Origin of the sequence: Shewanella sp. MBTL60-007 (assembly GCF_019654915.1) — a bacterium.
GTDB lineage: Bacteria > Pseudomonadota > Gammaproteobacteria > Enterobacterales > Shewanellaceae > Shewanella.
This window is the reverse complement of record NZ_BPET01000045.1, coordinates 36647-49686: the sequence shown is the minus strand read 5'-3', so window position 1 is coordinate 49686 and position 13040 is coordinate 36647. Positions and strand designations below refer to the sequence as shown.

The following is a 13040-nucleotide window of genomic DNA, read 5'->3' as shown; positions in this document are numbered from 1 at the left end:
TTTTACTTATCTTCAAATACAACCTTTGCCATCAGTCAAATTAACGACAGTTTGATTAAATTAGTCTCAGGTTTGAGTTAAGGTTCAGAGCTCAGCCGTCCGATGCTTTTATGTGATATTTTAGTCGTTATCGATCTATTCGACTAATTATTAATGAAATAACGGTATGTTGGCGATTAGAATCGGACTACAATTAAAAAATAACAATAAAGAATTGGGAGTAGCCACGCAGTATGCAGCTATTTTTAATGCGTCACGGTGAAGCGGGTTATAATGCTCACTCCGATAGGGAGCGTACCCTTACCGATATCGGCCGTCATCACACCGTTTTGATGAGCAACTGGTTAGGGCTTACTATCAAAGAATTCGACTTGGTACTGGTGAGCCCCTACTTAAGAGCTCAGCAAAGCTGGCAAGAAGTCAGTAAGCACTTCCCTGAACCTCATAAGTGGATCACGTTAGACGACTTAGTACCTTCTGGCGACCCAAGTCGAGTCGCCGATCTCGTGCTCGCGTACGCAGAGCAGTATCAAGCTAACAATGTGTTAGTGATCGCACATATGCCGCTGTTAGGTTACCTAGTGAGTGAGTTAGTACCAGGCATTGAGCCTCCGTTGTTTGCGACATCTGGAGTGACCTTGATTGAAAGAGCGAACGAGAGAAATAGTCTGGTTTGGCAACATGCACCACACTCAATTAGTTAGCTAAAATGCATTAGGTTGTTAGCTTGGGAATGTTCTAACTTAAATATAATAAAAAAGTGAGTCAGTAATGACTCACTTTTTTACTTTTAGGCCTGTTATTTGGACTTTTTTAGTTTGAGTTATTTATAACTATGAGCGACAGACATTAGCGGCGATAGGGTTGGTCACCAATGTCAATTAATACTAAAAGCGCAGCATCTCCGCCCCATTCTTTAGTGGCTTGGTGAAAGGCTTTGACATGAGGATGCTGCGCCAACCACATAGGAATGTTTTGTTTTAATATTCCCGTACCATGGCCATGCATCACGCAGCAGCAATGGCTTTGCTGCTTGATGCAAGCTTGGATTAGTGCAGCGAGTTCGAGCTTTGCCTCTGTTTGACGCATACCATGCATATCTAGCAATAGGTCTGGCACGTAGTCTCCACGACGTAAGCGCTTAACTTCATGGTTATCTATATCATCACGGGCCCACTTCATCGGTCCATTGACAGGCAAAAGAGGCTGGTAGGTGTCGGAGAAATAGCTATCGGCATGCAGCTGCTGCTCTTTCTCTTCAATTATTTTTCGGTCCTTGGGAGCCGCTATGAAATGGCGCTTATTTTGCTGCAAAGGTTTTATGCCTTTGGTCAGTTCTGCAAAAAGGGCCAAATCGTCTTTATCTTTGCTTTTATTCATCACTCTATTTTATTGAATCCGATGCCATATGAATAGAGTTCAGTTACAATGAGTCCGAATTAAAAAGTTGGAGTGAATTTTGGATAAGATTTTTGTTGATGAAGCGGTAACAGAATTACGTACTATTGGCGATATGCTACGTTGGGGTGTCAGTCGTTTTAATGATGCAAATATTTATTATGGTCATGGTACAGATAACGCATGGGACGAAGCGATTGCGTTAGTGTTTCATGCGTTGCATCTGCCAGAAGAAATTGGTCAGCAAGTTATTCACTCTAATTTAACCAGCAGTGAGAAGCACAAGATTGTTGAGCTTATCATTCGCCGAGTAAGAGAGCGCTTGCCTGTACCTTACCTAACCAACAAGGCTAATTTTGCAGGGCTTGAGTTTTATGTGGATGAGCGAGTGCTTGTTCCACGCTCACCAATTGCCGAGTTAATTGCTAATCGTTTTAGTCCTTGGCTATATAATAAGCCTGTTAACCGTGTACTGGACCTATGTACTGGTAGTGGTTGTATCGCTATCGCTTGTGCTTATGAATTTGAAGATGCAGAGGTCGATGCGTTAGATATCAGTGTCGATGCGCTAGAAGTTGCACAGATCAACATTGAAACACTCGAGGTGATGGATAGAGTATTCCCGATGGAGTCAGATCTATTTTCTGCGATTCCAAAAGGCCCGCATTACGACTTAATCGTGTCTAATCCGCCATATGTGGATGCGGAAGATATCGGCGATATGCCAGAGGAGTATCATCATGAGCCAGAGATCGGTTTAGGATCGGGACGCGACGGCTTAGATCTCACCAAGCGTATTCTTGCGAATGCGGCCGATTACCTAACCGAAGATGGCTTGCTCGTAGTTGAAGTCGGTAACTCTATGGTGCATCTAAGTGAGCAATTCCCTGATGTACCATTTACTTGGATTGAGTTCGAGAATGGCGGTGATGGTGTGTTTGTACTAACTCGCGATCAGCTAGTTGAAAATGAATCACTTTTCGCTATCTATAAAGATAGTGAATAATAGACTTTAGCCGCAGGCTTGCCTGCGGCTTATACCAATTAGTACTCCTACATTCAGATTGGTATTAGAAGGAATTTACCGACAAAGCGCGGGTAAATGAAAATTAGAATAAAGAGATAGAGGGCGATAAATCGAATGTCGGGAAACAGTATTGGTCAAAATTTCGTAGTAACAACATTCGGTGAAAGTCACGGTGTTGCCATAGGCTGTATTATCGATGGATGTCCTCCTGGTGTTGAGTTGACCGAAGCGGATATGCAGCACGACCTAGACAGACGTCGTCCAGGTACCTCACGATATACAACAGCTCGTCGTGAACCTGATGAAGTGCGTATTCTGTCTGGTGTGTTTGAAGGGCAAACCACGGGTACTTCAATCGGCTTGCTGATAGAAAATACCGATCAGCGCAGTAAAGATTACTCCAATATTAAAGATCTGTTCCGCCCTGGACATGCGGACTATACCTACCAACAAAAGTACGGACAGCGCGACTATCGCGGTGGCGGACGTTCATCGGCTCGTGAAACGGCAATGCGCGTTGCAGCAGGAGCTATCGCTAAAAAATATCTAAAACAAGTTCACGGCGTTGAAATTCATGCTTACCTTTCACAGCTTGGACCTATTGCTGCAGAGACCGTCGATTTTGATCAGATTGAGCAAAATGCCTTTTTCTTCCCTGATGCATCAAAGCTAGATTCATTAGATGAGTATATGCGTGAGCTTAAAAAGAGTGGTGACTCCATAGGTGCTAAAGTCTCAGTGGTTGCCACAGGCGTACCGGTAGGCCTTGGCGAGCCAGTGTTTGACCGATTGGACGCTGATATCGCTCATGCGCTAATGGGCATCAATGCCGTTAAAGGCGTTGAGATTGGTGATGGTTTCGAAGTCGTGAATCAAAAAGGCTCTGAGCATCGAGATTTGATGTCACCAGAAGGCTTTGCATCAAACCATGCGGGCGGCATTTTAGGTGGGATCTCTTCGGGTCAACCAATCATTGCACATATCGCGATGAAACCGACTTCGAGTATTAGTGTGCCGGGCGAAAGTATGAATGCCCAAGGTGAAGTGGCTGAAGTGGTTACTAAAGGACGTCATGACCCTTGCGTGGGGATCAGAGCGGTACCAATAGCTGAAGCTATGCTGGCGATTGTGTTGATGGATCACCTGTTACGTCATCGTGCACAAAATATGGATGTGAACAGCAGTACACCTATTATCGGAATGCGTTAATGTTTCAACCCAAAAGCACAGAGCAGCAACTTCGCTGGCTCTGTGCATGTTATTTCTTTTTCTTTTCAATCTTGGGCATCATGGTGCCTTATCTTGGAGTCTTTTTTGATAGTCGTGGTTTTGACGCCCAAGAAATAGGCTTCCTACTCGCTATTTTAATGGCCACGCGGATCATTGCGCCTAACCTATGGGCTATTGTCGCCGACAGAACGGGCATGCGTTCTGAGTTGATTAAAATTGGCGCAGGTGCTGCAGCCTTAAGTTATCTGACCTTCTTCTATGATGGTAGTTTAACCTACCTAGCGGTTAGCCTCGCGGTCTATACCTTTTTCTGGAACGCGATATTGGCCCAGCTTGAGGTGATAACCCTCGAAACCTTAGGTGACGATGCCAACCGATACGGTGCTATCCGTAGTTGGGGCAGTATCGGTTATATCGTGTTAGTGGTTGGTGGCGGTTTTGCCATTGATTACTTTGGGCCGCAGATCTTGCCTTATATCGGTATGTCATTGTTTATTGGCATGTTAGTCAGTGCACTACCACTGCCGTCTAACCGCGCTGCTGTCGATAAGACACAAAAGCGTAAGCCTTTTGTCTTCGATAGAGCCTTAATCTGGTTTTTGATCTCGGCAATGTTACTGCAGATGAGTGCAGGGCCTTTCTACGGCTTCTTCGTACTGTATTTAAAGCAAGCAGGTTATACCGAAGCGGCGGCGGGGATCTTTGTTGCACTAGGCGTCATGGCCGAAATCGTGATGTTTATGTATGCACCAAAATTATTGGGGCGTTTTGGGGTACAGCTATTGCTGGTGGTGAGTATAGGTTTAACTGCTGTGCGTTGGCTATTACTGGCCTACGGTGTTGAAAACATTGTTTTCCTGAGTATCAGTCAGGTGTTGCACGCCTTCACCTTTGGCTTAACTCATGCGGCATCAATTCAGTTTATTCATAAGCACTTCGATGTAAGCCGCCGCAGTCAGGGGCAGGCTCTTTATGCCAGTTTAAGCTTTGGTGTGGGCGGTGCATTAGGGACTTGGTTATGCGGCATTATCTGGGGTGACGGTACTGGTGCAGTGTCAACCTGGATCTTTGCGGCTGCATGCGCGTTTATATCTATGCTAGCCGTGTTATTTATTCCGAAGCCCGAGGCACAAGCAGCTTAACGGGTATTAACCTACAACGTAAAAATGGAGTCATCATTGTGGGGAAGTTTCGTCTAGGTCTAATCATTAATCCACTCGCAGGTCTTGGAGGCAGTGTCGCTTTGAAGGGCAGCGACGGCGTGGCTGCAGAGGCCATAGCCAAAGGTGCAGAGCCAAAAGCACACCTGAGAATGCAACAGGCTCTAGCTGTGATTGAACCCTATAAGGCACGTATCGAGGTGATTACGGCTTCGGGCGATATGGGTGAAACGATTGCTAAGCAGATGGGCTTTAGCACTCGCGTTGTTTATCAAGCACCACAACAGACTCAAGCCCAAGACACTCAACGAGTTGTTGCAGAGCTATTAAATGAGACTTTAGATCTGCTTTTATTCGCAGGAGGTGACGGTACAGCTCGCGATGTGTACGCCGTTGCAGATGATAAGATGCCCGTGTTAGGGGTTCCTGCCGGAGTTAAAATTCACTCAGGGGTTTATGGTATAACGCCACACGCTTCGGGCATGGTAGTTAAAATGTTGCTCGATGGTGATTTAGTCAGCTTGATGAGTGCTGATGTAATGGATATCGATGAAGTTGCATTTAGAACAGGCGTGGTGCGGGCCAAGCGATTCGGTGAGATGCAGGTACCTGCAGAGCCAAGGTATGTACAAGCGGTAAAGATGGGCGGTAAAGAGAGTGATGAGCTGGTACTTGCCGATATTGCCGCTGAAGCGATTGAACAGATGGAAGATAATCTGTGCATCATGGGGTCAGGCAGCACTGTTGCAGCTGTTATGAGTGAGTTAGGTCTTGAAAACACTCTGCTAGGGGTGGACCTTATTCAAGATGAGGCCCTAGTGGCGAGCGACCTGTCCGCCAATGAGCTATTACAGCTCACTGAAACTAAAGCATTAAAGCTGTTTATCACTTTAATTGGTGGTCAAGGGCACGTTTTAGGTAGAGGCAATCAGCAGCTAAGCCCTGAACTTGTAAGGCGTGTAGGTAAAGATAATATTGTTATACTAGCGACAAAAACAAAGCTAAAAGCACTTGATGGTAGGCCATTAATTGTGGATAGTGGCGACCCTGAATTAGATAAAGCGCTTACGGGTTACTACAAGGTGATTACTGGCTATCACGATTACGTGATGTACCAAGTCGCGAATCCGGATTTAGCCTAATAACACTTGTCACTGAGTTTGCTGCAATCTGCGCTTAGTGATGTCAATTTACGATTTGAAGATATGTTGGCGTGACAAGGTTCAATGGCTATTGAACTGCACACCAAACGAGAATAATGCGGAGCCCTCGATGATTGAGAAGTACGAGCAAACACTACAAGACTGGATTGAAACCATTGTTGCCGAAGGTGATGATGATGCGTTATTTGCAAGTGGCTATCTACAAGGCCATGTGGCCGTTGTGCTTTCACAGCTTGAAGTTGAGAGTGAGCAGGGCCTAAGCGCCTTAGAAGCTAAGATGACCGAGTGTTTGGCATTAGCAAGAGAAGAACTAAGTGATACAGATTACGCATTGGTTAACGATGCGTGGACACAATTGAGTGAGAAGCTAGCCGCTTAATGCTTGGCATTGAGCGCAATAGATTGGGTGATGAGAGTTTAAGCTTTTATGAGTAAGATTAGTTTCGCTGCTATAGGCCTTGTGAATCCAAAGAGCCCAACGAATGTTGGCGGCATTATGCGTGCAGCGGGATGTTATAGCGCCGACGCCGTATTTTATACCGGTAAACGTTATGAGTTGGCGGCGAGTAATGGAACGGCGCAATACAATACCGATACCAAACGTGCCAGTAGCTCTATTCCATTGAGTAAAGTGGAATCTTTGCTTGAGGCGATAGAGCCGGATGTGAAAGTCGTGTGTGTCGATTTAGTGGAAGGGGCTATACCATTACCTGAGTTTGAGCACCCTGAAAAAGCGATCTACATCTTTGGGCCTGAAGATGGCACTATCAGCCAACAAGTCATTAATAGTGCGGATGCGGTGGTCTATGTGCCTACGGTAGGTTGTATGAATTTAGCGGCCTCGGTGAATGTGTTGCTTTACGACAGACTCGCTAAGTCAGCTTCTATCGCTAGTGACGATCTGATCCGCAGTAGTCGAGATACTAACAATCGCGTTAAGGTTAAGCGCTAATCCTGTTTAGCATAAAAATAAATAAATGCGATGATTAAGCCAGTTGGCACTCCCTGCTGGCTTTTTTGTACCTGTCCTTAATCTGTATAGTCATTTTTAATAACCTCTTAATTGTTTTAGTGGCTTAATTGACTCGCACTGTATTTCTATCCATATTTAATGATAACTAAATTAGTGAGTTGCTACGTAGATGTCGTTTGAAGCTAACGGATCAAACACTAATATCAAATGTTTAGGGAAGAATGGAAAATGATGACAGTGACAAACGTGCGGAATTTAAAGGCTATAATATTTATGGCGACTCTAGGCTTAACAGCCTGTAGTTCTGAGCCGGCAAGCCTACAGCAAGGCCCCGATGCCGAGGTCACTAAAGAGGGCTTGATTAGAGTTGACCACTCTAAGTTAGACCTTTCCTATGCTCGTCCCGATGTAAACTGGGGGAAGTACACTAAGCTGTATTTCGAACCAGTTAAGGTGACGAACGATCATCCAGCTGATTACAAGCCTCCAAGGATAGATAGAAGAGCCGATGGTTTGAACGCAACCTATGACTTGCCCGAAGAAGCATTAATTAAAATGTCAGAGCAATTTCAACTGACAGTTAAAGAAGTCTTTAATAGTGAGCAACCATTTGAGTTGGTGACTAAGCCTGGCCCTAATACCTTAGTCATTGAGGCTGCGGTTACTGATATTCGCCTCAGTGCGCCACTAGAATCCAGTCGTAGAAGCTTTAGCTCAATGGGGCGAACTTATACAGAGAACTCCGGCTCTATGATGTTGCTTGCGGTTATTAAAGATGGGGCAACTGGTGAAGTGTTAGCCAAAGCCGCCGACAGAGGTGAAGGCTTTAATCAGTGGAGTCAAAATACTCAAGTATTTAATTGGGGCGATGTCAAAACAGTTTATCGCCGTTGGATAAATGATTTTAAAAACGCGCTTATGAACGCTGGGGCTAAATAATCGCTTGGTTTTGGGAAAATAAAAGCGCCGCTCAGGCGCTTTCTTGGTTTTCAGCTAAGGGGGAACTAAACCTCGTTAGTAAATTCTAAAGCTTTGCCTTTTAATAGTTTTCTCATCCACATTCGATTGGGGTTAAGCAGCGCCACAAAGTCGCGACTGATAGGCATTAACTCATCGCAAATTTGTGCCGCTAGCGCCTCGGCAGCTAGTGGCCCAGAGCTTAATCCACGTGAGCCTAGACCGCCTAGTACATATAGCCCTTGGTGAACTGGCGCATTATGGTTTTGCCAATAGACTCGACTTTCAGGCGTTAACTGATGGTTTTGATACAAGCTCATTATTGAGTCGAGATCAGGAGCGGGTCCCATCATAGGAGCATGATCCCGGGTTACCATACGTACGCCAACACGGGCGCTATGGCCGGAAACATCGATCTCCTCTACCCAATCTTGGCCCAGATAGCTGTGTTGAATTTTGTGTAAGTTCTCGACTTGTTCATTCGGGCTGTAGTGAGTATCAGCAGCATTTTTAACATAACTGGCTCCCAGACAATGCAAGGCATTGTTGCTCGGTGTCATATAACCATGGGCGCAGAGTACTGTGCTGAGTTTAGAAAGTTTAGCCCGAGAGGGCACATGACTAACTTGGCCTCTAAAGCCCGTCGCTTGTAAATATTGTGTCTGTTGAAATTGCGTAATCGACTTGCCGTTTGCAACCACAAGCGCCTTAAAAGGGCCAAATTGTTCGCTGTTACTACTAACAAACCATTGGCCATCTAGGTGTTTGATTTGCGTTATTTGGGTGTTGAGCTTAAGAGACACATCGCTAATCAGCTGCGCTTGCTTGAATGCTGCACGGGTAAAATCCTGCGGAGAGACCCAACCACCTTGCGGGTAAAAAATCCCTCCGTCATCAATGTTAACCCCAGCAATGCTTGAGGCCTGCTCAGCGTTAATCACATGGGCGATACCGGGCTCCCAAGCGTGACCATTGATAATCTTAGCCACTCGCTTGCGACTACGTTCATCATGCCCTGTATGTACCACGCCACAGAGGTCAAAATCTATTTTATGGCCTTGTGCGGCTAGTGATTTCAATCTTTGTAAGCTAAACAGATAAGCTTGCTGAAAATATTGACTTAATGTGTTGTTATCTGGAGTGAGCAGGGGATAGATAGCTCCCTGTTTGTTGCCCGAAGCGGCTTGGGCTAAGGCTGAATCCTCACAGAAAAGGCTGACTTGTTGCTGTCGTTCGGCCAGTGATAGTGCTAAGCATGCGCTGGCAACCCCGCCACCAATAATGGCAATACCATGATTTACATCGTCAGTAAATGGAGCGGGACAAACGGGGTAAGGTGCTTGTAATTCTTGGCTTTGAGCGCGCATAGCCGTTCTTTCTTGGAAACAGATATCATCGTAGCGAAGTGCCTTATGACTCGGTTCATCATCTTCGGCATTATAGCGATAAAGCCCCACGTGCTCGGCCTGTATATAAAGCTGTTGCTGGAGTTCTGAAGTCAATTCATCAGCAAGGCTCAACTGCGCATCATTTTTACTTAGCTTTGCTAATTGCCAAAACAGTGTTGGTGTTAACTGATTTTGGTCTGCATCGCTAGCGATATGCCAGTTTTTGATAATCCCCTTGCTAACCATGGGCACAGCTTGTAGCTGCGTGAGGTATTGCCCAAGATAAAAGTCGATAATGAGTCGACCATCATTAACTATGACTCGTTGACAGCCTGTTATCGCCGTTAAAGAAACGCTTTCTTTAGGACACAGTAATTTCGCCAGCGCTTTATCTGCAAGAAGTGCGCGTGAGTCATCATTGATATCGGCAAAAACTTTTAGCGTAATCCGTTTATCTTTATGCTGCGAAAGGAGAGTAATACGCTGTTGAAATGTGGCAATAGAGCCTAAACCTAGCTGACCAATGACCCAGTTTTGAGAGGTTTTGGCATCGATGACCTGCTTAAGAGTTTTACTTACTGTCATGGTTACGTCTTTAATGTTAAATTAAGCGCTTGCAAATATGCTTTATAATCCGCGGTAGTCGCCCTGAATTGTACATTTTTATGGGCAAATTTTGGAAAAGATTATACGTAAGGTCTCATAATGGGCATTATTTTTGTGTTCCTTATGGAAAGCTGACCACTTAAATGGATGAAAAGCGATACCATTGGTGCAGCAAAATTGGTACTAGATGTACAAAATGGAAAGTTAATAATGAAAAGAGTCGTGATCACTGGACTTGGTGTCGTATCAAGTATCGGTAACAACAAGCAAGAAGTCACCGAATCATTAAAAGCGGGTCGTAGTGGTATTACCCACTCAGATCAGTTTGAAGAAATGAAGCTGCGTAGTCATGTTTGGGGCGACATTAAGATTGACCCATCAGAATATATTGACCGTAAAGCGCTTCGCTTTATGGGGAATGCAGCAGCCTACGCACACATCGCAATGCAAGAAGCGATTAAAGATGCGGATTTAACTGAAGAGCAGTATTCAGACCCACGTGTCGGTATTATCGTAGGCACGGGCGGCGCATCTTCAGCTAATCAGGTTCAAGCAGCTGACACATTACGTGAAAAAGGCGTGAAGCGCGTTGGTCCATACATTGTGCCACGTATCATGTCGAGCACTGCTAGCGCGTGTTTGGCAACGCCATTTAAGATTAAAGGCATGAACTACTCGATCAGTTCTGCTTGTGCAACCAGTGCACACTGTATCGGCCACGCGGTTGAGCTTATCCAAATGGGTAAGCAAGATATGGTGTTTGCTGGTGGTTCAGAAGAAGTGGATTGGACGCTAACCATGGGCTTTGATGCTATGGGCGCACTATCGACTAAGTATAATGACGAGCCAACCAAAGCGTCTCGTACTTATGATGCAGACCGTGATGGTTTTGTTATCTCTGGCGGCGGCGGTATTGTGGTTGTTGAAGAGCTAGAACACGCTCTAGCACGTGGCGCAAAAATCTACGCTGAAGTGGTCGGTTATGGTGCGTCATCAGACGGTTATGACATGGTCGCTCCATCAGGTGAAGGTGCGGTGCGTTGTATGCAGATGGCACTTGCAGATGTTGATACGCCAATTGATTACATCAATACTCACGGTACATCGACGCCTGTGGGTGATATGCGTGAGCTTGAAGCACTACGTGAAACCTTTGGTGATAACCTACCTGCAATCGCATCGACTAAGTCTCTGACAGGTCACGCGTTAGGTGCAGCGGGTGCACACGAAGCGATTTACAGCTTGATCATGATGGAAAGCAATTTCATTGCCCCAAGCATCAACATCGATAATCTTGATGAAAAAGCTGCAGGTATGCCGATTGTGACTGAAATGACTGAGAAAGAGCTTAACACTGTGATGAGCAACAGCTTCGGATTTGGTGGCACTAACGCAACTTTGGTTATGCGTAAGTACAAGTAACTCGTACTTAGCAACAAACTAAATTAAAAAGGAAGCCTTAATCGGCTTCCTTTTTTGTATCTTGTTTTGCCGTGACTCCAATTAGCCTAAATCCCTTCTATAGTTAGTTTGTGATAAACAATATAGGAGAAAGCGAATGAAGTTAGCAGATATCGTACAGCGTGGTTGGCAAGCGGTAGGTGCAGGGAGTTTTGATGCCTTGGTGGCTGACTATGTTGAGAATATGTCATTCATCATGCCGGGACAAAACGATGTACTCGAAGGGCGGCAGGCTTTTCGCAGCGCTTTGGACTCTCTTGGTCAAATTCTTCCCCCTGGTTTTGAGATTACACAACTTCGTCAAATTGAGGGAGAAAATGAAGTGATTTCAATCGTCGAATGGAAGTCCAATAAAGTCGCCGGATCTCAGTTATGTGTGTTGTTTAAGTTTGAAGGCAATAAAATCTACGAAGAGAGATGGTTCGTAGACACAGAGCAGTGGAAGAGTGCTTTTTAAAACAGTCCCAAATGTGCGCTAAATTTAGATTAAGATAGGGTTATCATCAATAAAGTGCGCTTGTTCTGCGTTAGCAGTTTAGCTTCAATCACTGCCCTAGGTAATTAATATGCCTAGCATCTTAATAGACTAAAAACGGTTAAATTAATCTTCAGCTAAACCCTCAATCTCTTGTTTTTATTCTCGCTTATATAGTCAGTGTTACTAACTAAAGCTGTTTGTGTTTTGGTTTATATATTGCTTGCCTACTTCCAAGGCAGCGGGTTGAGTCGCTGTTTCAATAGTTGAATAAAGCCAGAAATGCGCGCCGAACGCTCTTTCTCTGGACTACTTAATAGCGCAACGATGTTGGCGTTAGGCAAGGTATATTCAGGCAGTAGTCGTACTAATTCGCCGCTATTTATCTGTGGTTGTACATCCCATTCAGAACGCATAATGATCCCAAGGCCTGCTGTGGCCCAATCTTTAATGACGCGGCCTTCGTTACTGGCAAGCGTTGGGGTGATCCTGATCATCTCAAGTTTGTTGTCAGACAGTTTAGTAAAAGGCCATAAGGTGACGTCTTCGTTATTCTCCCTTAATGCGATGCATCTATGTTTGAGCAGATCTTGCGGCGCTTTAGGCGTGCCCATTTGCTCAAGGTATTTTGGAGCGGCGCAGACAAAGCGTTGGTTTTTGGCCAAGGTGATCATCTTTAATGAAGAGTCATTAAGCGCCCCAATATAAATAATCACATCCCACTTATGATGGCTCGACCAATTGGGGTTATCGGAGAGTTCTAGCTCAATATCCAGTTGTGGGTGCTGGATTTTATATTCGCCCAGTAGCGGCGCGATATAGTCATTACCAAATCCAAGCGGCGCCAATACTCGCAGTTTGCCGCACACATGCTCTTTCAATTCATCAAGTTGTTCTTGTAGCTCATCGAGTCCTCGCAAAATAGGCAGGCCTTTATCCAGTAACAGCTGTCCCTCTTCGGTTAAGCTCACGACTCTTGATGGGCGCTGGATAAGTTTAATCGACAGTTTTTTTTCAATATGTTGCAGTCTAAGTGTCACCGATGGCGGAGTAATATTTAACGCTCTTGCCGCATCGGCTAAGGTTCTATGGCTGGCAATAGTGGTGATAAATCTGAGATCTTCAGTGGTGATCATTTAGCTTGAACCTAATTAATACCTTAATAAGTATTAATGTAAAACAAAACTAATTTCTTGGATACT

The 13040-nt window shown here is 45.0% G+C and carries 13 protein-coding genes; 10 read left to right on the top strand and 3 right to left on the bottom strand.

What is annotated here, in order from left to right; all coding sequences use genetic code 11:
* The first annotated feature begins 233 nt into the window (after nt 1–233).
* The gene (gene sixA / locus K5Q92_RS16715) at nt 234–704 is read left to right on the top strand and encodes a phosphohistidine phosphatase SixA (RefSeq protein WP_220770063.1); all 471 of its coding nucleotides are present in this window, start codon (nt 234–236) and stop codon (nt 702–704) included.
* Between the two features lie 145 nt (nt 705–849).
* Here sixA and smrB read toward each other — a convergent pair whose 3' ends face one another.
* A complete protein-coding gene (gene smrB / locus K5Q92_RS16710) occupies nt 850–1380 on the bottom strand; it encodes an endonuclease SmrB (RefSeq protein WP_220770062.1) in 531 nt (176 codons plus the stop codon).
* 79 nt (nt 1381–1459) lie between these two features.
* Here smrB and prmB point away from each other — a divergent pair, with 79 nt between their 5' ends.
* The 7 genes from prmB to K5Q92_RS16675 all read left to right on the top strand — a co-directional run bounded on the left by prmB (nt 1460) and on the right by K5Q92_RS16675 (nt 7890).
* Nucleotides 1460–2404: a 50S ribosomal protein L3 N(5)-glutamine methyltransferase gene (prmB, locus tag K5Q92_RS16705; RefSeq protein WP_220770061.1), complete on the top strand. Its 945-nt coding sequence runs from the start codon at nt 1460–1462 to the stop codon at nt 2402–2404.
* A 135-nt stretch (nt 2405–2539) separates the two neighbouring features.
* The gene (aroC, locus tag K5Q92_RS16700) at nt 2540–3634 is read left to right on the top strand and encodes a chorismate synthase (protein ID WP_220770060.1); all 1095 of its coding nucleotides are present in this window, start codon (nt 2540–2542) and stop codon (nt 3632–3634) included.
* Nucleotides 3634–4797 carry an MFS transporter gene (locus K5Q92_RS16695; protein ID WP_220770059.1) on the top strand — a complete coding sequence of 388 codons (1164 nt, stop codon included), beginning with the start codon at nt 3634–3636 and terminating at the stop codon, nt 4795–4797. The genes aroC and K5Q92_RS16695 overlap by 1 nt, the downstream gene beginning before the upstream one ends.
* Before the next feature lie 38 nt (nt 4798–4835).
* Nucleotides 4836–5957 carry an ATP-NAD kinase family protein gene (locus K5Q92_RS16690; protein WP_220770066.1) on the top strand — a complete coding sequence of 374 codons (1122 nt, stop codon included), beginning with the start codon at nt 4836–4838 and terminating at the stop codon, nt 5955–5957.
* A gap of 130 nt (nt 5958–6087) precedes the next feature.
* On the top strand, nt 6088–6357 hold the full coding sequence (locus K5Q92_RS16685; RefSeq protein WP_220770058.1) for a YfcL family protein: 270 nt from the start codon (nt 6088–6090) through the stop codon (nt 6355–6357).
* A 48-nt stretch (nt 6358–6405) separates the two neighbouring features.
* Nucleotides 6406–6930 carry an RNA methyltransferase gene (locus K5Q92_RS16680; protein ID WP_220770057.1) on the top strand — a complete coding sequence of 175 codons (525 nt, stop codon included), beginning with the start codon at nt 6406–6408 and terminating at the stop codon, nt 6928–6930.
* A 294-nt stretch (nt 6931–7224) separates the two neighbouring features.
* Nucleotides 7225–7890, top strand: coding sequence for a DUF3313 domain-containing protein (locus tag K5Q92_RS16675; RefSeq protein ID WP_259649602.1), 666 nt, complete (start codon nt 7225–7227; stop codon nt 7888–7890).
* Between the two features lie 65 nt (nt 7891–7955).
* On the opposite strand, the gene mnmC is transcribed toward K5Q92_RS16675, so the two are convergent.
* Entirely contained in the window at nt 7956–9881 is a 1926-nt protein-coding gene (mnmC, locus tag K5Q92_RS16670; protein ID WP_220770055.1) for an FAD-dependent 5-carboxymethylaminomethyl-2-thiouridine(34) oxidoreductase MnmC, read from the bottom strand.
* 231 nt (nt 9882–10112) lie between these two features.
* Here mnmC and fabB point away from each other — a divergent pair, with 231 nt between their 5' ends.
* Together fabB and K5Q92_RS16660 are read left to right on the top strand one after the other, a co-directional pair.
* Nucleotides 10113–11324, top strand: a complete 1212-nt coding sequence (fabB, locus tag K5Q92_RS16665) for a beta-ketoacyl-ACP synthase I (protein ID WP_220770054.1) — start codon at nt 10113–10115, stop codon at nt 11322–11324.
* A gap of 136 nt (nt 11325–11460) precedes the next feature.
* Nucleotides 11461–11820, top strand: coding sequence for a nuclear transport factor 2 family protein (locus K5Q92_RS16660; RefSeq protein WP_220770053.1), 360 nt, complete (start codon nt 11461–11463; stop codon nt 11818–11820).
* A gap of 245 nt (nt 11821–12065) precedes the next feature.
* Here K5Q92_RS16660 and K5Q92_RS16655 read toward each other — a convergent pair whose 3' ends face one another.
* Entirely contained in the window at nt 12066–12974 is a 909-nt protein-coding gene (locus K5Q92_RS16655) for a LysR substrate-binding domain-containing protein (RefSeq protein ID WP_220770052.1), read from the bottom strand.
* Between the last annotated feature and the right edge of the window lie 66 nt (nt 12975–13040).

What these genes read in the sequence shown, in the direction of transcription:
- fabB (WP_220770054.1), top strand. Translation starts at nt 10,113, where the DNA reads ATGAAAAGAGTCGTGATCACTGGACTTGGTGTCGTATCAAGTATCGGT.
- sixA (WP_220770063.1), top strand. Translation starts at nt 234, where the DNA reads ATGCAGCTATTTTTAATGCGTCACGGTGAAGCGGGTTATAATGCTCAC.
- K5Q92_RS16695 (WP_220770059.1), top strand. Translation starts at nt 3,634, where the DNA reads ATGTTTCAACCCAAAAGCACAGAGCAGCAACTTCGCTGGCTCTGTGCA.
- aroC (WP_220770060.1), top strand. Translation starts at nt 2,540, where the DNA reads ATGTCGGGAAACAGTATTGGTCAAAATTTCGTAGTAACAACATTCGGT.
- smrB (WP_220770062.1), bottom strand. Translation starts at nt 1,380, where the DNA reads ATGAATAAAAGCAAAGATAAAGACGATTTGGCCCTTTTTGCAGAACTG.
- K5Q92_RS16675 (WP_259649602.1), top strand. Translation starts at nt 7,225, where the DNA reads ATGGCGACTCTAGGCTTAACAGCCTGTAGTTCTGAGCCGGCAAGCCTA.
- K5Q92_RS16685 (WP_220770058.1), top strand. Translation starts at nt 6,088, where the DNA reads ATGATTGAGAAGTACGAGCAAACACTACAAGACTGGATTGAAACCATT.
- K5Q92_RS16660 (WP_220770053.1), top strand. Translation starts at nt 11,461, where the DNA reads ATGAAGTTAGCAGATATCGTACAGCGTGGTTGGCAAGCGGTAGGTGCA.
- mnmC (WP_220770055.1), bottom strand. Translation starts at nt 9,881, where the DNA reads ATGACAGTAAGTAAAACTCTTAAGCAGGTCATCGATGCCAAAACCTCT.
- K5Q92_RS16680 (WP_220770057.1), top strand. Translation starts at nt 6,406, where the DNA reads ATGAGTAAGATTAGTTTCGCTGCTATAGGCCTTGTGAATCCAAAGAGC.
- K5Q92_RS16655 (WP_220770052.1), bottom strand. Translation starts at nt 12,974, where the DNA reads ATGATCACCACTGAAGATCTCAGATTTATCACCACTATTGCCAGCCAT.